Source organism: Pseudomonas fluorescens (assembly GCF_002022275.1).
Classification (GTDB): Bacteria; Pseudomonadota; Gammaproteobacteria; order Pseudomonadales; family Pseudomonadaceae; genus Aquipseudomonas; species Aquipseudomonas fluorescens_AJ.
Window position 1 is genome coordinate 6,367 of sequence record NZ_MSDF01000064.1, and the last position, 23,568, is coordinate 29,934.

Here is a 23,568-nt window from a genome sequence, read left to right on the forward strand (position 1 = left end):
TGTAAGAGCGGAACCATAAGCCGCCGTTACCGAGACAACGGATATGTACACCCCCCCCGTGGTGGCACTTGGTCACGGCTTGTAAAGGGCCAGCAAGCCCCGTCCCTTTTAATTGCAGGACGTTTCCTAGACAATCCCTGCCGCCTTGTGCCTGCTGAAACCGATGGCTAGTCTGCGGTCCGTCACTGCTCATCAGTGATCGGGTTTAGTCGCCCGGATTTCATATGGCGCATGGTTCCATGAAGCTTCATGGTGGCTGTGCGTATGGGCGCCTTCGGGCGCGCCGGTTTGCCATATGGCCGGTCGACTAACCTGCGTACAGCCGCCACCCATTCGCTTAGTCGCGACGGGTGTCAGCTCCAATCATGTGGAGTTACACCATGAATAAAGTCGTCCCCGATCCCCCTATCGACCCAACCAAAGACCGCGCCGCCTTCAACCGCGCCATCGACCACTACCTGCCCACCCAAGGCTTCCACAGCATCAACGAAGACCTCAGCTTCGAAGATGCCCTGCTCTACACCGCCAGCCTCCTCAACAGCGCCTCCGCCACAGCACTGGACTGCAGCGAACGCCTGCCACCCCCCGAACAAGCAAAAATCCTCGCCGTGTGGCACCTACTGGAAATCGCCAAAACCACCATAGACCGCTCCATCGAATGCCTGAAACCCACCCAAACCGCTGCCTGAACGCGCTAAAAAATGTGGGCGCCGGCAAACCCGGCCCCCACCGTAAACCTGTGCCGCCCCCTAGATCCGGCGCCGACGATTGAGCTGCGGAATGGCCGTCTGCGCAACCTCCACGCGCTGCACCTGAGTCGCCGTCCTGGCCGCCAGTTGCGCCAGTGTCGGGTGACTGAACAGGGTACGTGCATCCACCTCCAGCCCGGCCTTGCGCAGGCGCGCCACCAGATTCACCGCCAGCAGGGAATGCCCGCCCAGCTCGAAGAAGTGGTCCTGACGCCCTACCCGCTCCAGCTTCAAGACCTCGGCCCAGACGCCGGCCATCAAGGTTTCAATCTCACCGACCGGCGCTTCATACGCCCGGCTCACCACCGCGTCCAGCCCCGGTTCCGGCAGGGCCTTGCGGTCCAGTTTGCCGGCCGGGTTGAGCGGCAACGCCTCCAGTTGCACAAAGGCCGCCGGCACCATGTATTCCGGCAACTGCTCCAGCACATGGTTGCGCAGTGCGTCGAGGCTCGGCGCCTGCCCGCGCAGGGTGAAGTACGCGACCAAACGCTCGTCGCGAATCAACACCGCCACTTCGCGCAATGCGGGGTGCGCGGCCAGGCGCGATTCGATTTCGCCCAGTTCCAGGCGCACGCCGCGCAGTTTGACCTGAAAGTCATTGCGCCCCAGGAACTCCAGGTTGCCATCGGGCAGGTAACGCACCAGATCCCCGGTGCGATACAGCCGGTCGCCCGCCACAAACGGGCTGTCAATAAAGCGCTCGGCGGTCATCTGCGCCAACCCCAGATAACCCCGCGCAACCCCGACCCCGCCGATGTGCAGTTGCCCGCTGACGCCCAGGGGCACGGGCGCGTCGTGCTCGTCCAGCACATACAGGCGGGTGTTGTTGATCGCCCGCCCGATCGGCAATTGCAGCGCAGGCACTGGCGCGCCCGGCTCCAGCGTCCAGGCACTGCTGTCGACGGTGGCTTCGGTGGGCCCATACACGTTATGCAAACGCACGTTAGGAAGCCGCGCCTGTACGCCACGGGCAATGGCTTCGGTGAGTTCGCCGCCGCCGCACAGCACGTCGGTGAGGCTGGTGCACAGTGCCGATTCTTCCAGTTCCAGAAACTGCTGGAGCATGGCCGGTACAAACTTGATCACGGTGATGCTCTGCTCGCGAATCACCTGCGCCAGATACGCCGGCTCGCGATGGCCATCCGGGCGCGCCAGCACCAGGCGCATGCCATTGGTCAGCGGCCAGAACAGCTCCCACACCGAGCCGTCAAAGCTGAACGGCGCGCGTTGCAGCAATGCGCCGCCCTCGGCGTTCGGGCACAGTTGCGAACCCCAGTGCATGAGGTTGCCCAGGCCGCGATGCTCAATCATCACGCCTTTGGGCGTACCGGTGGAACCCGAGGTGTACATCACGTAAGCGAGGTTGGCGACGCTCAAACCCGGCACCAACGGGTTGCCACTCGGCGCCTGGCTCCAGGTGCACTGGTCGAGATCGATCACCGTCATGGCAACGTCACCCGGCAAGTCGCGGGTGGCCGCGTGTACCAGCAACGCCACGGGCTGGCTGTCGCTGAGCATGTAGGCCAGGCGCTCGCGCGGGTAGCCCGGGTCCAGCGGCACATAGGCACCGCCAGCCTTGAGAATCGCCAACAGCCCCACCACCAGGTCCAGCCCGCGTTCGACACACAACGCCACCCGAGAATCCGGCTGCACGCCGCACTCACGCAGGTGGTAGGCCAGGCGGTTGGCGCGCTCGTTGAGCTCGCGGTAAGTCAGCTTCAGCTCTCCGGCCTGCACCGCGATGGTATGGGGAATATGCCGCGCATGGGCTTCAAACAGCCCTTGCACGGTGAGGGCTGCGGGGTAATCGGTTGCGGTGGCATTGAAGTCGACCAGCAACTGATGCAACGTGCTGGAAGGCAGCACGGAAATCTCGCGCAGAGGTGTTTTCGGCGCATGTTCAAGGGCGTGCACCAAGCCGTGCAGCGCGGTGTGCAGATACCCGAGCAGGCGTTCGGCACCCACTCTGCGCGGGGCCTTGGCCTTGAGGCAAAAGCCGCTGGCAATGTCGTCCACCGTGAGCATCAGCGGGTAGCTGAGGATGTCTTCGCTACTGAGCAAGGCGATGCCGGGCACCAGGTTCAGCTCCTTGTCAGCGCTGGTATGGCGGTAGTTGAGCAGGCTGTTGAACAGCGGCGACACGCCGCTGCAACGCTGGGCCAGCGCCAGCGATGCCTGTTCATGCACAAGCAAGGCACTCAACTGGGCGTGGGTCTGATGCACCGCGTCGACCACACTTTGCCCGGCCAGGCGCACCCGCAGCGGCAAGGTGTTGATGAACATGCCCAAGGCGCGGTCAGCGCCCTCGCCCGCTTGCAAGCGGCCCAGCAACACGGTGCCGAACACCACGTCTTCGCGGCCGGCAACACGGCTGAGCACCTGGGCCCACGCCAAATGGAACAGGCTGGCGGCACTCACCCCAAGGCCACGCGCCTGTTCGCGCAGGCGCAGGTTGAGCGCATCGCTCAGCGGCTGCTCAAACGCTTCGATTTCAGCCCTGTCCGCCTGGCGCTCCTGAAAGCCGAACGCCAGGGTGGGTTCGTCGACATCCGCCAGGCGTTCGCGAAAGAAGGCCTCGTGCGCAGCCTGGTGCCCCGGTGAACGGGTTTGCGCGACCACGTTGCGATAAGGCACCGGCGCGGGCAGTTGCGCCTGCTGGCCGAGCAAATGGGCGCGAATTTCATCCACCAGTACGGTGGTCGAGGTGGCGTCATTGACCAAGTGATGAAAGCGCAACCGGGCTACCCAGCGCTGGTTCTGCGGTTCCTCGGCGTAATCGAGCGCCATCAGCGGGGCCTGGCGCAAGTCCAGCGGTTGTGCGGGTTCGCACAGGGGCGCCACAGGCAAATGGGCCTGGCGCCACACCACCTGCATCGGTTGTTCAAGGGCATCCCACGCCAGGCTGGTACGCAGGATGTCGTGGCGGTTGATCACCTGCTGCAAGGCCTGGGCAAACGCATCGAGTTGCTCGCGCCGGGCAAAGCTGAACATCGCGTGTTGCTGGTACGGGTCGTGCTCGTCGGTAATGTGGTGATAGAGCAAGCCTTCCTGCAACGGCGCCAGCGGGTAGATTTCCTGCACGTTGGCCGCACCGCCGGGGATGCCGGCGATGATGCGGTCCAGGCTGGCTTGATCAAGCTCGGCCAGCACGAGCATGTCCGGGGTGATATGCCTGCACCCCGCCTCGACGCGGTTGGCCGCGACCGCGGCTTCATCGCCGGTACTGGCCGCCGCCAACGCCGCCAGCGTCGGCTGGCTGAACAGCACTTGCACATCGGCGCGCAAACCGGCCTGACGCATGCATTGCACCAGTTGCACGGCCAGCAACGAATGCCCGCCCAGTTCGAAGAAATGGTCATGCCGGCCAATCTGCTCCACCTGCAACAACTCGGCCCAGAGCTGCGCCAGGGTGGTTTCCACACCGTCGCGCGGGGCCTCGAACACCCGCGTGACAAACGCGGCCTGGGTCGGCGCAGGCAGGGCCTTGCGGTCGAGTTTGCCATTGGCGGTCAACGGGAAAACCGCCAGCTTCACGTACGCGGCGGGCAGCATGTAGTCCGCCAGGGTCGCTTGCAGATGGGCACGCAGCGCTTCGATTTCGATGGGGTGATGCTCGATAAACCACGCGAGCAACTGCCCGTCGCGGTAGTGCACCACCGCTTCCTTGACCGCCGGATGCAGCGCCAGCGCGGCTTCGATTTCACCCAACTCGATACGTACGCCGCGGATTTTCACCTGATCGTCATTGCGGCCCAGGTACTCCAGGTTGCCGTCGGGCAGCCACCGCGCAAGGTCGCCGGTGCGGTACATGCGGCCAGGGGTGAAGGGGTCGTCAAGGAAACGCTCGGCACTCAATTCCGGGCGGTTCAGGTAACCGCGCGCCACGCCCTTGCCGCCGACGTAGAGTTCCCCCGCCGCGCCGATAGGCACCGGGCGTTGTTTCTCGTCGAGCAGGTACACGCAGGCATTGGCGATGGGCGCGCCGATATGCAACGGCTGGCCCACGTCGACACGCCCGGACGTGGCGACCACCGTGGCTTCGGTGGGGCCGTAGTTGTTGATCACATCGAAGGTCTGCGCGCGGTTGAGCGCGCGCAGACGGTCGCCGCCGATCAGCAGGGTGCGCAGGGTCGGGTGTTCCAGACGCTGGCTGAAGGCGTACTCGGCGACCGGGGTGGGCAGGAAGCACACGTCCAGCGGCTGCGCGCGCCACCAGTCCAGCAGCGCGTCGATGTCCTGCGCGTCATCCTGTGCAGGGGGCAAATGCAGTGTCGCGCCCACACACAGTGCCGGCCAGACTTCCCAGGCCATTGCATCAAAGCCGAACCCGGCGACACTGGCGGTGTGGCTGCCGGCGTGCAGGTGGAAGGCACGGCAGTGCCAGTCCACCAGGTTCGACACGGTGTGGTGCTCCACCATCACGCCCTTGGGCAATCCCGTGGAGCCGGAGGTGTAGATCACATAGGCGAGGTTCGACGGCTTGACGCTGACTGGCGGGCTGTCGCCGCGGTGCACACCCGCAGTGTCCAGGAACAGCACGGGCACGGCGGATGCGGGCAGCCGATGCAGCAAATCCTGTTGGGTCAGCACGGCCACCGGGGCACTGTCTTGCAGCAGGTAATTCAGGCGCTCGGCGGGGTGCGCCGGGTCGACGGGCACGTAGCAGGCGCCGGACTTGAGAATCGCGAGCAGCCCCACCACTGTGTCCAGGCTACGCCGGGCGAGGATCACCACGCGGTCATCGGGTTGTACGCCAAGCGCCACCAGTTGATGAGCCAATGCGTTCGCCTGCTGATCAAGCCTGGCGTAAGTGAGCGACTGGCCCTGGTACACCGCCGCGATGGCCTGCGGCGTACGCATGGCCTGGGCTTCGATACGCGTGTGCAGGGTTTGCGGCTCATTCATGGGCTGTTGGGTGGCATTCCACTGTTGCAACAGCACCTGCTCGGCAGGCGTCACCAGGGAAAACTCAGCCACCGTCAATGCGGTGTTTTCCAACCCCTGTTCCAGCAGCCAGGTGAACCGCTGCGCCAGCGCCTGCACTTCGTCGTGGCGAAAATAGGCCTCGTTGTACACGCAGTGCAGGGTCGCGGTGTCCTGGTAGCGGTTGCTGCGCAGGTGGATGGCAATCGGCAGTGGCTCGTGATGGTTGGAGACTTTGATCGCGCGCGCCTGCACGCTGCCGTAACGCAGGTCATGGTCGTCCTGCTCGAAAGACACCGACAAATCGAACAACTGGCCACGATCGGTACGCCGCAGGCCCAGCTCGCGGTTCATCTCGCTCAGAGGGAAGCGCTGGTGGCGAAAATCCTGCTTGAGCTGATCACGCACACCGCGCACCACGGCACTGAACGGCAATGATTCATCGAACTGAAAACGCACGGCGCTGACTTGGGTGAACAACCCCACGGTGGAGCGAAATTGCGCGTTGGAACGGTTGAGAATCGGCAGCCCCACCACCCACTCGGCGCGCTGGTGCGTGCGGGTGAAATACACATACATCGCGGCCAATAGCACATGAAACGCCGAGGCCTGATACCGATTGGCAACTTGCTCCATGCGGTTGAGCAGCGCCACCGGAAACGGTTCCCTGAGGCTGTTGCTCGGCGCCTGGGCGTTATGCCGTGGCGTCAACAGTGGTTCGGGCAGCACCTGGTACTTGTCCAGCCAATAGGCGCGGTCGCGGGCATAACGAGGGGATTGGTGGTAGCGCTGATCGGCGTCGACAAAGTCGATATAGGACGGCGCGGACGGCTCCGGCTTCTGGCCGTTTTCGAGGGCGGTGTACAGGCGTGCCAGGGATTGCAGCATTTGGCCAAAGCCCCAGCCGTCGAGGATCAGGTGATGGGCCTGGGTGCCAAGGCGGTAATGGTCGTCGTCGAGCTTGACCAGAAAAAAGCGAAACAGCGGCTCGCCCGTCATGGCGTAGGGCCGCGCCATTTGCGCTTGCATCAGCGCCTGGGTGGCGGCTTGCGGGTCGGGCAGCCTGGAAAAATCGTGCAGCGCCACCTGCGCCGCCAGCGTTGGCGCTAAGGTTTGGCGGGGCAAGCCCTGTGCATCGCAGTGCAGCTGGATGCGCAACGCATCGTGTTTGGCCACTAGCAGGTCGACGGCACGCTGGATCAAACCGGGCACGATGGGACCGGCAAAATCGACATAACCGCCAATGTTGTAGAGCGGCGAATCGCTCACGCGCAGTTGATCGAGCCAGATGTCCTGTTGGGCGGCAGTGAGGGGGAAGCTGGCCGGCAGGCTTAAGAGATGCTTCATAAGATCCTTCTCATGGGGGTCAGGCACTGCCCGCGCGGGGAGGCCCATTACGCCGAAATTGGCGGATTTGAGCATGGGGGTCGGGGGCTGTCTGTCACCCGAAACCCGGACATTCGCACGGGTAAAAAGGGGGTTGGCTGATGCTTCGTTGCTGAAACGATTAAAGGGCTGTAGGAAATTGGCTATATCTGGGCGATGTCGAGGCGGCATTAAAATCTTGTAGGGCAGTTTTTATTGTTAAATATCAATTGGTTAATTAACTATAAAATTAGTTGATGGCGTTTCGTAGGCGGAATACCCCGTCAGAAACGTCGAATTAATGACGTGGTTTTTATGGCAGCGTGTGTCCCTCGTTTCCGCTACATACGTAGGATAAATCGCTATGGCTAAATGAAATCTCGATCGCCGAGCTTCGCTTAACGGGAGCTACATTCAAGGAGTACGGCCCGCCCCACACAGACCCAGGGAGCGCGTCGACGGTTTTCGACATCAAGGATGAGATGGCTATGAGTCTGACCCGCACCATTACCGACACACACAGCCCGCACTTCTACGCCGAAATGGGTGAGCTGATTTCAAACAGTGGCCAGGAACACTTCGCCGCCAACATGCTGCACCTGGTGGACAAGTGGGTGCCGATTCATCTGGTGGACCTCAGTGAGTGGACCCTCGATGAACTGCATGACAGCGTGCGCGACATCAAGCTGCTGGGCAGCGCCGGGCTGAAAAAGGACTTGTCAGCGCCGCAAACCCTGCACGCGCTTAACGATCACCCGCTGCTGCGCGAGATGCTGCGCATGCAGGACCCGCTGCTGATCCAGATGAAGGCCAAAACCAACAGCGCACACCCCCACGGCACCTCGCACCAGTGCAACTTGGTGTCGCGCCAAGGCAACCGCCGTTGTGTCATTTCGTTTTATCGCCCGCCTACACAGCGTGGCTTTTCCCTGGCCGAATTGTCGTTTCTCAAGTGCCTGTCGGACACCCTGCTGCCATTGATGGAGCGCCATGCGCAGATCCTGCGCCAGGCGCCGCACACCGCGGCCGAGCCGGTCCACAACCTGCTGGAACAGTCGCAGTTGCAGCGCGAGTTCTACAAGCGTCTGTCGCTGAGTGACATCACGTTATCGGCGCGCGAGCAGGAGGTCTGCCTCGGGCTGTTGACCGGCGGCACCGTGCCGCAAATGGCGGAAAAACTCAGCGTGAAAAACAGCTCGATCGAAACCTACCTCAAACGCGCCGCCGCCAAACTGGGCGTGAGTGGCCGACATGGTTTGGCCAAATGGATGGTTGGCGCCTGATGAACACACGGATACTCACCACCGCTGGCTTGGCATGGATGCTGGGCGGTTGTTCGTTGATCCCGGACTACCAGCGCCCCGCGGCGCCGGTGCCGGCGCAGTTCCCGCAAAACGGCGTCTACCGTCAGGCGCAGGCCGGAACAGTGGCGGTCAAACCGGACTGGCAGTTGCTGTTCCACGACCCGGCCTTGCAGCAGTTGATCGGCCATGCGTTGGTCAATAACCGCGACTTGCGGGTAGCGGCGCTGAACGTGGAAGCCTTCCAGGCGCAGTACCGTATTCAGCGTGCGGATCTGTTCCCGGCCATCTCCGCCACCGGCCTGGGCAAGCGCCAGAAAATACCTGGCGACGTAACCGGTACCGGCAAGTCGGCGATCACTTCGAACTACTCCGCCACCCTGGGGCTGAGCGCCTACGAGCTGGATTTTTTCGGCCGTGTGCGCAGCCTCAGCGAACAGGCGATGCTCAGCTATCTGGGCACCGAAGAGGCGCGGCGCAGCGCGCAATTGAGCCTGGTGGCCAACGTCGCCAATGCTTACCTGACCTGGCGCGCCGACCAGGAGCTGCTGGCGTTGGCCCAACAAACCCTCGTGGCCAACGACCACAGCTGGCAGTTGACCAGCCGCAGCAAAAGCGCGGGCAAGGCTTCGGCACTCGACGTGGTACAAGCCCGCACAGCCGTCGAAAGCACCCGCGCCAGCGTGGCCCGGTATGAGCGCCAGGTCGCCCAGGACCTCAACAACCTGGCCTTGCTCGTCGGCGCGCCAGTCAATGAAAACCTGCCCGCGCGCCCCTTGGCCGATGACCTGGTGGCACGGGTACCGGCAGGTTTGCCGTCAGATTTGCTGCAACGGCGCCCGGATATTCTCCAGGCCGAATACCAGCTGCAAGCCGCCAACGCGAACATCGGCGCTGCGCGTGCGGCGTTCTTTCCATCGGTCACCCTCACGGCCAACGCCGGCAGCACCAGCACGGAGCTGTCAGGGCTGTTCAAGGGCGGCTCGGGCACCTGGACCTTTCAGCCGCAGATCAACCTGCCGATCTTCAACGCCGGCAGCCTGCGCGCCAGCCTCGACTACGCCACGCTGCAAAAAGACATCACCGTGGCCCAGTACGAGAAATCAATCCAGACCGCCTTCCAGGAGGTCGCCGACGGCCTTGCTGCGCGGCAGACCTTCAACGACCAACTGGATGCGCAGCGCGACTTTGTGGCGGCCAACCAGACCTATTACGACCTCGCGCAACATCGCTACCGCAGCGGCGTGGACAGCAACCTGACGTTTCTTGATGCGCAACGTTCTCTGTTCAGCTCGCAGCAGGCACTGATCGTGGATCGGCTGGCGCAGTTGATCGCCGAGGTGAATTTGTACACCGCGTTGGGTGGGGCGTGGGCGGATGCGCCGGTGGTGACGGCGCGGCGTTGATGTCGCCTGGGCTACCGCTATCGCAGGCAAGCCAGCTCCCACAGGGGATCTGTGGTGGTTGAAAAACTCCACTGACAGGGCCATCCCGCCGGGTACTCTCTCACCTGCAATGAAGATCAAAGGTGGGAGCTGGCTTGCCTGCGATGGCGGCGGCATTGCCAGATTAGATGCCGCCTGACCCACCGCTATCGCAGGCAAGCCAGCTCCCACAGAGGATTTGCAGTGTTTGAAAAATCTTCACTGACAGGGCCGTCCCGTCGGGCACTCTCTCACCTGCAATGAAGATCAAAGGTGGGCGCTGGCTTGCCTGCGATGGCGGCGGCATTGCCAGAATAGATGTCGCCTGGGCTACCGCTATCGCAGGCAAGCCAGCTCCCACAGGGGATTTGTGGTGTTTGAAAAATCTCTGCCGGCCGTTTGTTGTGGCGAGCGGGCTTGCCCGCGTTGGACTGCGTAGCAGTCCCATCAGGAGCGCCGCGCTCTTGCTGATGTACGGCATCGCCTGGTTTCAGGGCCGCTTCGAGCCCCAACGCGGGCAAGCCCGCTCGCCACAACAAGCCCGCTCGCCACAGTCAGGTGGTTGCCATAACAAAGCCGCTACCAATGCCCCATCGCCAGGCTATGGGGCGAAAACTCGGCGAACTGCCAGCGCAAGGCGAGTGCCGCCGGGCGGCGTACGACGTGGTCCACGGTTACCGTCCAGAGCCGTTGTGCGCCTTCGAATCGGGCCACTTCAGGGCCGTCGAGAATCAATGAGGTACGCCCGGAAAGCTGCAGCACATCCCCCGACTCAAAATCGATAAACAACAACCCCGCCACCGGGTTGACCTGCAAATTGCCCAAGGTGTTGAAGAACAGGTTGCCGGCGAAGTCGGGAATGGTCAGCACATTGCCCTCGACCCGCACAAAGCCGGTATTGCCGCCGCGATGGGATACGTCCACCGAACGCTGACCGTCCACGTCGACATAGCTGGCGACGAAGAAGGTGTCGGCGTTGCGAATCATCGTGCTTGCCGCCTCGTCCAGGCCCGCCAAACGCTCAACGGCGGTGCCGGGTTTGCGTGCGATTGCAGCCACCGGCCGCAGTTGGATGTACTTGGGGCAGTTGCCGTAGGTATGCACCACGTCCACCGAAAACCCGTCGTGATCCAGCGCGCCAATCCGCCCGTTCATGCGGTTGCGGCGACGGGTATTGAGGTCGATGCCGAGCACGCCGACCGACGCCCCCTCAGCCATCGCGGCATAGGCGGGGTCGCTTCTGGAGGGCAGGCTGTCGACTTGCAACGTCTGCGGATCCGGCGAGTGCGCAAACCCTGGCGCGCCTTCGATCAGGGTTGCCCAGGGAATGCCCTGCTCGTCCACCACACCCAGCATCAGGTAGGGCAACAGCGGGTAAAAGTCGCGATGCTGCTCCGGCAAATGATCACGAATGACCTTGAGCCCGACCACGGCCATGCGTTCGGCCGCGCCTGCGCTTTCCTGCAACTGCCGTTCGCCGGCGTGCCAAGGGGACTGTTCGATGGAGTTCATGGCGATCACCTCAAGTGGGGTGTGTTGATGCTGCGCCCTGCACGCAAGGGTGAGAATACCCACCCGATGCAATCCACTATTACGCCAACTGAAATGCCGGATGCTCGCGCAGCGCGGTCACACAGTGGTCGACAAAGCTGCGCACACGCAGTGGCGCGTTGCGGCCTTCGCGATAGACCACCTGCACCGCCAAGGCGGGTAACTCAAAACCTGGCAGGATGCGCACCAGTTGGCCGCTGAGCAGATGCTCGTGAACCGCGTAGCTCTGGCAACGAATCAGACCGGCACCGTGCACCGCCGCATTGATTGCGCCCTGCACCGTGGTGCAGTTCAAGCGTGCGCGTGCTTTGAGCTGGCAGCCCTGAAAATCCCAGTAGACCTGGTCGGCGCTGGCGATCAGGCGATGGCGCTTGAGGTCATCCGGGTGGTAAGGCTCGCCATGGGCGGCGAGGTATTCAGGGTTGGCACAGAGAATATGCCGCACCTGCCCGACGGTTCGGGCGATCAACGAAGAGTTGGGCAATTCACCGACAAGAATCGCCACGTCGAGGCCCTCTTCGTGCAGGTTCGGGTAATAGTCGTGGTAGTGCGCCACGAGGTTCACATCCGGATAGCGGTCCATGTAACCGGCCAATATCGGCGCCATCACATAGCGGCTGAACAGGAACGGCAGAAACACCCGCACGTTGCCCCGGGCCTGTACGTGCAAGCCTTTGGCCGAGGCTTCGGCAGCGTCCACGGCGGCCAACAGGCGCACGCAGTCGGCCATGTAGGCGCTGCCGGCTTCGGTCAGACTCACGCCGCGTGTACTGCGGTGCAGCAACCGCACCCGCAGGCGCGCTTCCAGGCGAGCGATGGCGCGCACCACGGTCGGGCCCGACACCTCGACACTGCGGGCCGCCGACGCCAGGCTTGGCTGTTCGGCCAGTGCGGCGAACAGCTGCATGTCGCGATATCGCTCCATCAGCCGCGCCGCTTCATGGCCGGGTTCAGGGCGGCGTCCTGGCCCAGGCGGTGGGTGAGGAAGTCCACGAAGGTGTTGACCTTGGCCGGGATGCGGCTGCTTTTTTGCAACACCACCTGAATCGGCAACGGCGCGGGCTCGAAGGCTTCGAGCACAATTTCCAGCTCGCCCGCCGCCACTGCAGCGGCGACCTGATAAGACAACACCCGAGTCATGCCCCAGCCCAGCCGGGCGAGGTTGATCGCCGCGTTGTTTGCCGTAACCACCAGACGCGGTTCGATAGGCACTGTCAGCAGCTGACTGCCTTCAACAAATGCCCACTCACTCACCAGTGAGCTGGACGAGGAAGTGACAATCTTTGCCTCCCGCAACTGCGAAGGATGTTCAGGCCGCCCCTGCTGATCGAGATAGGCCGGCGAGGCGCAGACCACCCGGCGCACCTCGCCCACCTTGATCGCCTGCTGCCCCGGCTCCTGCAGGTGGCCGATGCGCACGGCCACGTCGACGCCTTCGTCAGTCAGGTTGACCACCCGGTCCACCAGCAAGGCGTTGATCGTCACCAAGGGAAACCGGTCAAGGTAATCACCCAGCACCGGCGCCACATACAGCTCGCCAAACAGCACCGGCGCGGTCACCGTCAGATGCCCGCACGGAATTGAATAACTGCCCGCCGCCGCTTCCTCCGCCTCGTCCAGTTCAGCGAGGATGCGCCGGCAATCTTCCAGGTAACGCTGGCCGGCTTCGGTCAGGTGCAGGCTGCGCGTGGTGCGCGCCAGTAGTTGGGTGCCGATGCGTTGTTCCATGGCGGCGATGGCCCGGGTCACGCTCGGCGGCGAGGTGTTCAGGCGGCGCGCGGCGGCGGCGAAACCTTCCTCCTCGGCCACCGCCAGAAACACCTGCATTTCATGGAATCGGTCCATCGGCGCCCCTTTTGATGGTTACTCTGATTGCAGGCCCACCGCCGTGCGCGGCATGCCGACAAAGCCCGGCAGTGCTTCGATGCTCGCCAGCCAGGCGCGTACATGAGGGTAGTCGGCCAGCGACACATTACCTTCCGGCGCATGGGCCACGTAGGTATAGAAGGCTACATCGGCGATGCTGGGTTGCTCGCTGGCGAGGAAACGGCTGTGGCTCAACTGTTGCTCCACCAATTGAAGCAGTGCGTGGGAGCGGCTGATGGCGGTGACGGTATCGACCTCGGCACCAAACACCAGGGCCAGTCGCGCAGCAGCCGGCCCGGCGTGCAGTTGCCCCGCAGCCGCCGACAACCAGCGTTGCACCCGGGCTTGCCCGGCTGGATCGCTCGGCAGCCACTGGCCTTTGCCATAGGTGTTGGCGAGGTAGACCAGAATCGCGTTGGAGTCCGCCAGCACGGTGCCGTTGTCGTCAATCGCGGGCACTTGGCCGAACGGGTTGATGGTAGACGTGAATGCCGGGGCCTTTTGGGCGCCTTGTTTCAGGTCGACCAGAATGAATTCACTGGGCAAACCCAGCAGAGACAGCATCAGTTCGACCCGGTGGGAGTGACCGGACAGGGGAAAACCGTAGAGTTTGATCGCAGGCTGGGACATGAAAGGCTCCAAAAGTGAAGTTATCGACGCCATGCATGTTCCACCGCTGCCCTGATCGATGGAATCACCAGAAATCACAATCCAGCATTTCACTTCACGAAACAATCACTCGCCAAACAATTCGACGATCAAGTTGTACAGCGTGGTCTTCACGGCGCTGTCCAACTCGGTCCAGGCCAGGCCCGTCGTGGCCTCAAACGCCCCCAACTCAAGGTGGCGCGAGACACAATTGGCCGGTAACGCCCGCGCTGCCTGCAGCGGCAACACGCCGACGCCCAGCCCGGCGGAGACCAGTGCGAGCATGGTGGTGAACTCGCCGAGTTCCGAAGCGATGTCCAGCGTGATGCCCACGGCCTGAATAAACTCATCATAAAACCCCGGCGCGTAACGCCGCGCCAGGATGTACACCGGCACGTCCAGCAAGTCGGCGGGCTGGATGGTTTGCCGGGCCGCCAGGGGATGATCCATCGGCAAGGCCACGCAAAAACTTTCACGCAGCACGGCGCGGGTCTGCACGCCGGGGTGAGCGGCGGGCAGGCGCATCAGGCCGAAATCCAGCAAGCCGTTTTTCAACGCCGCCGCTTGATCGGGGCCGGGCATGTCTTTGAGTTCCAGCTCGATGCGCGGGTAGCGCTGGTGCACGGCGCGAATCAGTTGCGGCAAGAGCTGCGGCAGCACCGAGGACACAAAACCCAGGCGCACGCGGCCAATTTCCCCTCGGTTGGACGCCCGCGCCGCATCGGCTGCGCGGGCCGCCTGGTGCAAGGTGGCCTGGGCTTCGGGCAGGAAGGCGCGGCCTGCGTCGGTCAGCGTGACCGAGTGGCGGTTGCGGTCGAGCAGGCGTACACCCAAACCGCTTTCGAGCAATTTTATCTGCATGCTCAGCGCCGGCTGCACGATGGATAACTGCACGGCCGCACGACCGAAATGCAGCTCTTGAGCCAACACCACAAAGGCACGCAAGTGTTTGAGTTCCATTAAACCCTTCCGGTTATCACGAACATTGATCACCCGATCACAAATGAAAATTGGACGCTGACCCGCGCCTGCGGTGAAGTAACACCCCGTCATACACGATATGACAGGGCTTGGCCTATAACAATGAGAACAAGGAGGCACCATGCTCGGCATGGCTAATGACACTTATCTGCTGCTGGATGCACTGGTCACGATTATCGGATTGATATTGTTGATCACCCACCTCAAAGTCCACCCGTTTGTCGCGCTGACCGTGGCCGCAGGCTTTCTCGGCCTGACGTCCGGCATGCCGGTGGACAAGGTGATGAAGTCGTTTCAGGACGGCTTTGGCGGCGTGCTCGGGTTTGTCGGCATCATCCTCGGCCTGGGCACCATGCTCGGCAAATTGATGGCCGATTCCGGCGGCGCTGACCAGATTGCGCGCACGCTGATTCGCGCCTTCGGCAAACAGCGTGTGCACTGGGCAATGATGTTTTCTGCGTTTCTGGTGGGGATTCCGCTGTTTTTTGAAATCGGCTTTGTGCTGCTGATTCCGCTGGTATTCATCGTGGCGCGGCGTACCGGGCTGTCGCTGATCAAGGTCGGCATGCCGCTGCTCGCCGGGTTGTCGGTCGTCCACGGGCTGGTGCCGCCACATCCCGGGCCGCTGCTCGCGATTGGTATTTTTGGCGCGGACATCGGCAAAACCATTTTCTACGGGTTGATTGTTGGCCTGCCGACGGCCGTGATCGCCGGCCCCTTGTTTGGCAACCTGATTTCACGCTACGTGCCCGGCAAAGCCTCGGATGAATTGATGGAGCAATTGGCCAAGGAATCTTCCGGCGAGAACCTGCCGGGCTTTGGCATCACGGTCATCACCATCCTGCTGCCAGTGGTGTTGATGTTGCTCAAGACCTTCGCCGATGTGGCTTTCGCCGCCGACAGCACGTTCCGCGTGTGGATGGACTTTATCGGCCACCCGATCACCGCCCTGCTCGCGGCCTTGTTGCTGGCGTTCTATACCTTTGGGGCGGCGCGGGGGTTTTCGCGGGAGCAGTTGAGCAAGCTGCTGGATTCAAGCCTCGCGCCGACGGCCGCGATTGTGCTGATCGTCGGCGCTGGCGGTGGTTTCAAGCAAATGCTGGTGGCCAGCGGCGTCGGTGATGTGATCGGGCACATGGCGGTGCGTGCCGAGATTTCGCCGATCCTGCTCGCGTGGCTGGTGGCAGCCGTGATTCGGGTGGCGACCGGTTCAGCCACCGTGGCGACCATCACCGGCGCCGGGATTGTCGCGCCGGTGATCGGCCTGATGCCCGGGGTGAACCGTGAGCTGCTGGTGTTGGCCACAGGCGCAGGGTCCCTGGTGCTGTCGCATGTCAACGACGCCGGGTTCTGGCTGGTGAAGCAGTATTTCAACATGACCGTCGTCGAAACTTTCAAGACCTGGACGCTGATGGAGACCGTGCTCTCCTTCGCCGCCCTGGGGTTCATCATGCTGCTGTCGTTAGTGGTGTGAAGCGTTAGGAGAGATAACCCATGAAAAGCGTTTTAGACAACTTCCGCCTTGATGGCCGGCTCGCGCTGGTCACCGGTTCCAGCGCCGGTATTGGCCTGGCGATTGCCCGCGGGCTGGCCCAGGCCGGTGCGCGGGTGGTGCTCAACGGGCGCAACCGCAGCACCTTGCGTGACGCGGCGGCGCTGCTGGCAGCGGAAGGTTTGCAGGTGCACACCCAGGCGTTCGACGTGACCGACAGTGCGGCGATTCAGGCCGCCGTGGCCGATATCGAAGAACGCATTGGCGCGCTGGACATCCTCGTCAACAACGCCGGCATGCAGCGCCGTGGCCCACTGGAAGACTACAGCGAGCAGCACTGGCGAGAATTGATCAGCACCAACCTCGACAGCGCGTTTCTGGTCGGCCAGGCCGTGGCGCGGGCGATGATCCCGCGCAAGCGTGGGCGCATCATCAATATCTGCTCGGTGCAAAGTGAGTTGGGTCGCCCAGGCATCGCGCCGTATGCCGCGAGCAAGGGCGCGCTGAAGATGCTCACCAAGGGCATGGCCATCGACTGGGGCCCGCACGGGCTGACAGTCAACGGCATCGGCCCTGGCTATTTCAAGACTGAACTCAATGCGAACCTGGTGGCCAACCCTGAATTCAGCGACTGGCTGGTGCAGCGCACCCCGAGCCGACGCTGGGGCGATGTAGAGGAACTGGCGGGCGCAGCGGTGTTTCTGGCCAGTGATGCGGCCAGTTTCGTTAACGGTCATATTCTGTACGTCGACGGTGGCATCACCGCGTCGCTGTAACTCTGGAGAACCTTATGCACGCCATTGTCTGCCACGCCTCGAAAGACCTGCGGGTCGACCCCCAGGATGAGCCGCAAACCCTCGCCCCCGACCAACTGCGCGTACGCATCGCCCGCGGTGGCATCTGCGGCTCGGACTTGCATTACTACCAGCACGGCGGTTTCGGCACCGTGCGCCTGCGCGAGCCGATGGTGCTCGGCCATGAAGTGTCGGCGGTGATCGATGCCGTGGGCAGTGAGGCCGGGTTGTTCAAGGTGGGCCAGCGCATTGCGGTGTCGCCGTCGCGCCCGTGCGGGGGTTGCCGGTATTGCCATCAGGGTTTGCCGAATCACTGCCTGAACATGCGTTTTTACGGCAGTGCGATGCCCTTTCCGCACATTCAGGGTGCGTTTCGCCAGAGTCTGGTGATCGAGACGCATCAGGCCCATCGGCTGGCCGACACCGTCAGCCTCGCCGAAGGTGCATTGGCCGAACCGTTGTCGGTGGGTTTGCACGCGATCCAGCGCGCGGGTGCCGTGTTCGGCAAACGCGTTTTGGTGACCGGCTGCGGCCCGATCGGCAACCTGCTGATCGGCAGCCTGCGCGCCGCCGGAGCGGGTGAAATTGTCGCGGTGGACTTGTCTGCCAGCGCCCTCGCCTGCGCCGAAAAAATGGGCGCCACGCGCACTCATAACATTGCCGACGGGGCCGACGCGCTCAAGCGCTACACCGCCGAGAAAGGCTACTTTGATGTGATGTTCGAAGTGTCCGGCAGCGCCCAGGCCCTGCGCAACGGGCTGGAATGCATCGCCCCGCGCGGCGTATTGGTGACGGTAGGTTTGGGCGGCGATGTATCGCTGCCGCTGAACTTGCTGGTGAGCCGTGAGATCGATTTGCGCGGTACCTTCCGGTTTCATTCGGAGTTTGCGCAGGCGGTGGATTTGCTTAACCGGCGGGTTATTGATGTGCGGCCGGTGATTTCTCATACCGTGCCGTTTGGGGATGCGGTGCAGGCGTTTGAATTGGCGGCGGATAAAACGCAGGCGATGAAAGTGGTGCTGGATTTCGGCGTGCCGGACCAGACTTAACATCTGTTCGCTGACCGAGTGTGGGAGCTGGCTTGCCTGCGATGGCGGCGGCACTGTCGATACAGATGTCGCCTGAGCCACTGTCATCGCAGGCAAGCCAGCTCCCACATTTGATCTGCAGTGTTCTTGAGGGGGTCAGCGCTCTTCCAGCCGATCGCGCAAAAACCGGTGGCTCGCCGAAAACAATCGCCGGTAGGTGAGCAACACCGCCCCCACCGTGCCCAGCGCCGACGACGCGGCGATCAAAAACATGATCACGATCTGATAGCGCACCGCGTCCACCGGGCTCTCCCCTGCCAGTACCTGGCCGGTCATCATGCCGGGCAGGCTGACGATGCCGACCACGGTCATCTGGTTCAGCGTCGGGATCATCCCGGCGCGCACCGCTTGGCGAATCGCTTCCTGCGCGGCTTCCCATCGGGAACCGCCCAAAGCCAAAATCATCTCGATGGTGTTGCGGCCCGAGGTCAGCTCCTGGGTCATGCGTTCAATGCCCAACGACACGCCCGTCAGGGTATTCCCGAGGATCATCCCAAGAATCGGAATCGCGTACTGCGGCTCATACCACGGATGAATGCGGATCACCGCAAACAAGCCGACCGCCGTCACCAACCATGAACTGCCCCACACCGACAGAATGCTGTCGACGCGCTGCCCCTTGTACGTACGCCGCCCGCGCCCGGCTGCCGAGATGCCGGCGATCAAGGTCATCGCGCACATCAACGGCAGCACCACATACCAATAAGCGAATTCAAACACCCAGCCGAGCAGGTAACCGATCGCCAGTAACTGCACCACCGTACGCACTGCCGCCCACAGCAACTGGCGCTCCAGGCCCAGGCGCAGCAGCAGCGACAGCGCGCCATTGATCAGGATCAGCGAGGCGGCGATGCCCATGTCCAGCGCCGTGAGGTTTTGATAGTTCATGGCTGGGCCGCTCCGCTCAATACCCCGGCATCCATGTGCAAGTGGATGTCACTCATGCGCTGCGCCTGGTCCAGGTCGTGGGACACCCAGATATACGCGCGGGCTTTATCTGCGGCAAACCAGGCGTCGATGAGTGCTTCAACGTCGCGAGAAGACGCGGGATCGAGGGCGGCGGTGGGTTCGTCCAGCAGCAGCACTTCGGGATTCAATTGCAGGGTGCGAATCAGCGAAACCACCTGGGATTCACCGCCCGACAGATCACCGGCGTTTTTCCCGAGAAAATCCGGGGATTTACCGGCATGCCCCAGCAGCGTGGTGACGGCCTGCAAATCGAAACTGCGCGCGCGGAGCGTCTTGAGGCTGAACGGAAACCGCAGGTTGTCTTCCACCGTGCCTTCGAGCAAGGCCGGGCGTTGCGACAGGTAGCTGATGTGGCTGCGGTAATCGGGAATCTGTGCGTTGGCTATCGGCTGGTTATTCCACAGGACTTGCCCCGAGGTCGGCGCGTCGAGCAAGGCCAGCGCCCGCAGGAACACGCTTTTGCCGGAGCCGGAGGAGCCGGTGATCGACACGCGGTCGGCACGGTGGAGGGTGAAATTCGTCGGCCGGAGTAAGAGCACCTCTCGGCGCTCGTCGTTGCGCGTGAGGCCCTGGGTCTCGATTAACGGCGTTTCAGTCATGAACTCGGTACTCGGTTTATCGGCTTGCAATCAACAACCCCACTGCCTATATTTCGTGCCTGGCGCTTTCTACGCCACCTTCCGCGGAAAGGGCTGCGCCCAGGATCTTGACTGAATTCTCCCATTTCTACGACTCCCACCCTTAAAGCGGACAAGGTGTGTACAAGGAGATCGTATGTCGCAACGCCCATTACCCTCCAACACCAATGGCCGGCTGAACCTTGAGCAGCAGCGCAAGCGCGCCAAGGAATGGTTGCCGCGCCTGAAAATCCAGGCCCCGAACGCGACCCTGTCCCAGGCGCAATGGGAGATCGCCAAGCAGTTGGGTTTCAGCAGTTGGTCCAAGCTCAAGGCGCATGTCGACGCACTCGACTTTGCCGCCCGACACCCCGACTTCCACGCCAGCGATGAGGCGCGCACCACCCATTGGCGTTGTGGCAATGACATTGCCCACAGCCTGCAGTTGGCCGGGTTCAAGGGGCAATTCCGGATGCTCACCGACCCTCTTTGCATGGGCCCGGTGCGTGAGGTGCCCACGGCAGATTATCGGGCGATGCGCAGCGCGTTCATCAGCCAGGCGTTTGCCTTGAACCCAGCCGACGCGACGCAGCGGCTCGCCGATGAATACGATCAGCTTGAAGCACTGGCCGACTCCGAACACAGCGTGTTGTGGTGCGAGGCGGATGCCTATGACCAGTTGTTCCTGATTCGCGCGCTATCGGGGCTTGAACGGGCGCCTAAAAAGCTTGAGCTGATTGAGGTGGACCGTATTCCAGGCGTCGAGCGTTTTATCGGCATCGGCCAGTTGGCGCCCGACGTGCTGGCGTGGCTTTGGCCGCAGCGGCGCTTGATTAATGACGAGGCTGTGCAGTTGGCGAAGCAGGCATGGAGCGCCTATTGCGCCAGCTCGCCCGTCAAGCTGGCGGAACTGGCTCACGGCACGCACCCTGCCCTGCCCTTTCTCGCGCCCGCGCTGAGGCGTCAGTTGCAGGAGTTACCAGGCATCAAGGACGGCGTGTCGCTGACCGAGCGCCTGGCCCTGACCTATATCGCCGAAGCCGGGCCGGTGCCCTTCGGCCGAGTGTTCGCCGAGTTGATGGCCAAGCGCGAGCCGTTGCCGTTTCTGGGGGACATGATGTTCCACGCGTTGCTGCGCCCCTTGATCGATGGCGAGCAGCCTTTATTGACCGAAAGCGGTATTGACCGCGATTGGCCCAGACGTGAGTTGGCGTTGACGCCGTTAGGGCACGCGGTACTGAACGCAGACGCTTACTGGCTCGATCACGCCAGTCACGAGCGCTGGGTCGGCGGCGTTTGCCTGAAACCCCGCCAGCCCCATTGGGCAATAGGCGACAGCAACCGACCCGTAAGGCGAGATTGACCGACGCCGGTTCAGCGCTTGGGCACCAGCCCGATCGCGCACGCCACCACCGCCGGGTCACCCTCGCATTTTGCTCGCGGGCTAATGGACGGCGGTACGCTGCCGCCGTCAACCGCACGTAACACAGGGCGTTCGACGGTCGGCAGGCTGTGCGCGGGGTCGACAATCTCCATGCAACGGCGCAACGAGTTGAAGTCGGGCGATTGCGAAAGTGACAAATGCAGGGTCTGGCTCACCGAGACCGACACCACCGAACTCAATGCGCACTGGCCGTCATAGATCAGTGTGTGGCGAATCAGCGGGTTGTCATGGCAGTACTTCAGCAGGTTGACCTGGCTGGAACGCACCAGCGCCGTGTTGATGATCAACAGGTCGAACGCCACGCCCACCGACCGCGTCAGCCCCATCAATTCGTCAAATGAGCTGAGGGGGGCAATGCGGTGATAGCCCAGCTGGTTGAGCATTTTCTCGATCTTGAGTCGTTGCAGGAAATCCGCATCGGCAATCAGAAGGCGTAACGCTTTATTGGACATAGGGTAAACCTGACAGTTGGGCATCAACGTCGATCATTCAACGGTGAACACGGTAACGGTCAGGCGCCGACGATGACTTTAAGGCGATTCTGAAACGGTAAGCGGGGGCACCCTCCGACTTTTAAGAATCGCCTGAAAGCCTTGGCGCTCCCCGCCCCCTACCATGGTTTGCGTCGCCCAACGTACCCCTGGAATTGCCCTGTGTTGATGTCACTGTTCAGAATGCTGCTGCTCGCCGGCTTGATGCTCGCCCTCGCGCCGCACGCCCGTGCGGCGCTGAAAATCGAAGGCACGCGCCTGATCTATTTTGGCCAGGACAAGGCGGCCACGATTGGCGTGGTCAACCAGGGGTCACAAGACGTGGTGGTGCAAACCTGGATCACCGGCGAAGACGACTCGGCCAGCCGCAGCGTGCCATTTGCGGCGACCGAGCCGCTGGTGCAACTCGGCGCAGAGGAGCATCACCCACTGCGGATTCTGTACGCTGGCGAAGGTTTGCCGGCCGATCGCGAGTCGCTGTTGTGGCTGAACATCATGGAAATCCCGCGCAAGCCGGACGATCCCAATGCTGTGCAGTTTGCGATACGCCAACGCCTGAAGCTGTTCTATCGCCCGCCGCAACTGACCGGAGGCTCGGCCGAGGCAGTGCAGCAACTGGTCTGGAGCAGCGACGGGCAGACGCTCACCGTGCGCAACCCCAGCGTGTTCCACCTGTCGCTGGTGGACCTGCACACCGACACCCAAGTGCTCAGCGACTACCTGCTGCTCAAGCCACGGGAAAGCAAAACCCTGAGCGCGCCCGGCACGCTGCCAACCGGCACCACCCTCCACTTCACCGAAATCACTGACATCGGCTTGCAGGCCCGCCACAGCGCGGCACTCAAGTGATAGCTCGCGGGGTACTTGCACCTATGACACTCACCAAACGTTTTCTACCCCTGCTGCTGTGGGGCTGCGTCGCCCTGCCCGGCACCAGCTATGCACTGGCCTGCCGCGAGGATGGCACCGATTCGATCATCACCTCCGAGGCGCTGGGTACCGCGCTGGCAGTCGCCGCCGATGCGCCCAACGGCTCCATCATCTGGGAGTCGGGCCCACGCTCCACAAACGTGATTTGCAAGGACGACTACTTTCACGGCCGCGAAGAAGTGTACTTCTACGTCAACCCGGCGGGCGTCAGCATTGGCAAGGGTATTCGCGTGGGCATCCGCTATAACAACATGCCGATCACCCAAAGCACCGGCAAGGTCGGCACCGGGTTCTTTTCCGACCGTGGCTGCACCGCGTCCAGCTGTGTGGGCTGGGACAAGGCCCGGTTCACCCTCAACTTCAGCGTATTCATCGAAAAGTACGACCCCACACCGCCCAGCGGCCAGGCCAGTCAGTTGACTTCGTACCGCGTGTTCCAGCTGGACGGCGTGCGCGGGCTTAACTCACGGCCCAACAGCAACTTCAACTACGTGGTCACCGGCATGAACGAGATCCGCTTCGTGCCGTGCACACCCGAACTGACCATCAGCCCCAGCACGGTGATTTTCCCCACACCCTCGCGCAAGGCGTCGATCGGTGAGGTTGCCAGCACGGCGAATTTCAGTTTGAACCTGCGCAAGGGCTGCGACACGCCCTACACCGTCAGCGCACGCTTTGCGACCACGCCGGGCGGCGGCAGCCTGATCGACGGGTTGCTGGTGCCGGCCAACAATAATTCTGTAGGCATTTCGCTGTCCCGCGCCGAGAGCGACAAGCAACTGCCGTTCAACAACTGGTTCACGCTGCAGGAGCTGATGGGGCTGGGTCAGAGCCACGATGAATTTCGCGCCGACCTGAAATGGCGAACCCTGCCTTTACCCGGTGCATTCGACGCCGCCGTGGTGGTGGATATGTACTACAAGTAGAGGTTTTTT

General features: G+C 62.6%; 18 protein-coding genes. 9 read left to right on the plus strand and 9 right to left on the minus strand.

Annotation, left to right across the window (positions count from 1 at the left end):
- The first annotated feature begins 380 nt into the window (after positions 1-380).
- Positions 381-689, plus strand: a complete 309-nt coding sequence (locus BFW87_RS31150; RefSeq protein WP_078743545.1) for a DUF6124 family protein — start codon at positions 381-383, stop codon at positions 687-689.
- A gap of 60 nt (positions 690-749) precedes the next feature.
- On the opposite strand, the gene BFW87_RS31155 is transcribed toward BFW87_RS31150, so the two are convergent.
- A complete protein-coding gene (locus BFW87_RS31155) occupies positions 750-7,019 on the minus strand; it encodes a non-ribosomal peptide synthetase (RefSeq protein WP_078743546.1) in 6,270 nt (2,089 codons plus the stop codon).
- A 506-nt stretch (positions 7,020-7,525) separates the two neighbouring features.
- Here BFW87_RS31155 and BFW87_RS31160 point away from each other — a divergent pair.
- Both BFW87_RS31160 and adeC read left to right on the plus strand, forming a co-directional pair.
- Positions 7,526-8,320: a helix-turn-helix transcriptional regulator gene (locus BFW87_RS31160; RefSeq protein WP_078743547.1), complete on the plus strand. Its 795-nt coding sequence runs from the start codon at positions 7,526-7,528 to the stop codon at positions 8,318-8,320.
- Positions 8,320-9,744 (plus strand): AdeC/AdeK/OprM family multidrug efflux complex outer membrane factor, encoded by a 1,425-nt coding sequence (gene adeC, locus BFW87_RS31165; protein ID WP_078743576.1) that lies wholly within the window; start codon positions 8,320-8,322, stop codon positions 9,742-9,744. Before BFW87_RS31160 ends, adeC begins: the two co-directional genes overlap by 1 nt.
- Before the next feature lie 597 nt (positions 9,745-10,341).
- Here adeC and BFW87_RS31170 read toward each other — a convergent pair.
- From BFW87_RS31170 to BFW87_RS31190, 5 genes are all read right to left on the minus strand, one after another.
- Entirely contained in the window at positions 10,342-11,274 is a 933-nt protein-coding gene (locus BFW87_RS31170; RefSeq protein ID WP_078743548.1) for a pyridoxamine 5'-phosphate oxidase family protein, read from the minus strand.
- A gap of 79 nt (positions 11,275-11,353) precedes the next feature.
- Positions 11,354-12,238 (minus strand): LysR family transcriptional regulator, encoded by an 885-nt coding sequence (locus BFW87_RS31175; protein WP_078743549.1) that lies wholly within the window; start codon positions 12,236-12,238, stop codon positions 11,354-11,356.
- A complete protein-coding gene (locus BFW87_RS31180) occupies positions 12,238-13,158 on the minus strand; it encodes a LysR family transcriptional regulator (protein ID WP_078743550.1) in 921 nt (306 codons plus the stop codon). The genes BFW87_RS31175 and BFW87_RS31180 overlap by 1 nt, the downstream gene beginning before the upstream one ends.
- An 18-nt stretch (positions 13,159-13,176) precedes the next feature.
- Positions 13,177-13,809, minus strand: coding sequence for a glutathione S-transferase family protein (locus tag BFW87_RS31185; RefSeq protein WP_078743551.1), 633 nt, complete (start codon positions 13,807-13,809; stop codon positions 13,177-13,179).
- Between the two features lie 105 nt (positions 13,810-13,914).
- Positions 13,915-14,787: a LysR family transcriptional regulator gene (locus BFW87_RS31190; RefSeq protein ID WP_078743552.1), complete on the minus strand. Its 873-nt coding sequence runs from the start codon at positions 14,785-14,787 to the stop codon at positions 13,915-13,917.
- A 142-nt stretch (positions 14,788-14,929) separates the two neighbouring features.
- On the opposite strand from BFW87_RS31190, the gene BFW87_RS31195 reads away from it, so the two are divergent.
- Genes BFW87_RS31195 through BFW87_RS31205 form a run of 3 tightly spaced genes read left to right on the plus strand, consistent with a single transcriptional unit; the run spans position 14,930 to position 18,143 of the window.
- Positions 14,930-16,282: a GntP family permease gene (locus BFW87_RS31195; protein ID WP_078743553.1), complete on the plus strand. Its 1,353-nt coding sequence runs from the start codon at positions 14,930-14,932 to the stop codon at positions 16,280-16,282.
- A gap of 20 nt (positions 16,283-16,302) precedes the next feature.
- Positions 16,303-17,076, plus strand: coding sequence for a glucose 1-dehydrogenase (locus tag BFW87_RS31200; RefSeq protein WP_078743554.1), 774 nt, complete (start codon positions 16,303-16,305; stop codon positions 17,074-17,076).
- A 14-nt stretch (positions 17,077-17,090) separates the two neighbouring features.
- Complete coding sequence (locus BFW87_RS31205) at positions 17,091-18,143, plus strand: L-idonate 5-dehydrogenase (RefSeq protein WP_078743555.1); 1,053 nt, start codon at positions 17,091-17,093, stop codon at positions 18,141-18,143.
- Positions 18,144-18,278: 135 nt separating this feature from the next.
- On the opposite strand, the gene BFW87_RS31210 is transcribed toward BFW87_RS31205, so the two are convergent.
- Positions 18,279-19,070, minus strand: a complete 792-nt coding sequence (locus tag BFW87_RS31210; protein WP_078743556.1) for an ABC transporter permease — start codon at positions 19,068-19,070, stop codon at positions 18,279-18,281.
- The gene (locus BFW87_RS31215) at positions 19,067-19,750 is read right to left on the minus strand and encodes an ABC transporter ATP-binding protein (protein ID WP_078743577.1); all 684 of its coding nucleotides are present in this window, start codon (positions 19,748-19,750) and stop codon (positions 19,067-19,069) included. The genes BFW87_RS31210 and BFW87_RS31215 overlap by 4 nt, the downstream gene beginning before the upstream one ends.
- A gap of 175 nt (positions 19,751-19,925) precedes the next feature.
- Between BFW87_RS31215 and BFW87_RS31220 the strand changes: the two genes are divergently transcribed.
- A complete protein-coding gene (locus BFW87_RS31220; RefSeq protein WP_078743557.1) occupies positions 19,926-21,131 on the plus strand; it encodes a DUF1835 domain-containing protein in 1,206 nt (401 codons plus the stop codon).
- A gap of 11 nt (positions 21,132-21,142) precedes the next feature.
- Here BFW87_RS31220 and BFW87_RS31225 read toward each other — a convergent pair whose 3' ends face one another.
- Entirely contained in the window at positions 21,143-21,664 is a 522-nt protein-coding gene (locus BFW87_RS31225) for a chemotaxis protein CheY (protein WP_078743558.1), read from the minus strand.
- Positions 21,665-21,871: 207 nt separating this feature from the next.
- Here BFW87_RS31225 and BFW87_RS31230 point away from each other — a divergent pair, with 207 nt between their 5' ends.
- A complete protein-coding gene (locus tag BFW87_RS31230; protein ID WP_254865981.1) occupies positions 21,872-22,552 on the plus strand; it encodes a fimbrial biogenesis chaperone in 681 nt (226 codons plus the stop codon).
- Positions 22,553-22,575: 23 nt separating this feature from the next.
- Positions 22,576-23,559, plus strand: coding sequence for a fimbrial protein (locus tag BFW87_RS31235; protein WP_078743560.1), 984 nt, complete (start codon positions 22,576-22,578; stop codon positions 23,557-23,559).
- Positions 23,560-23,568 lie beyond the last annotated feature (9 nt).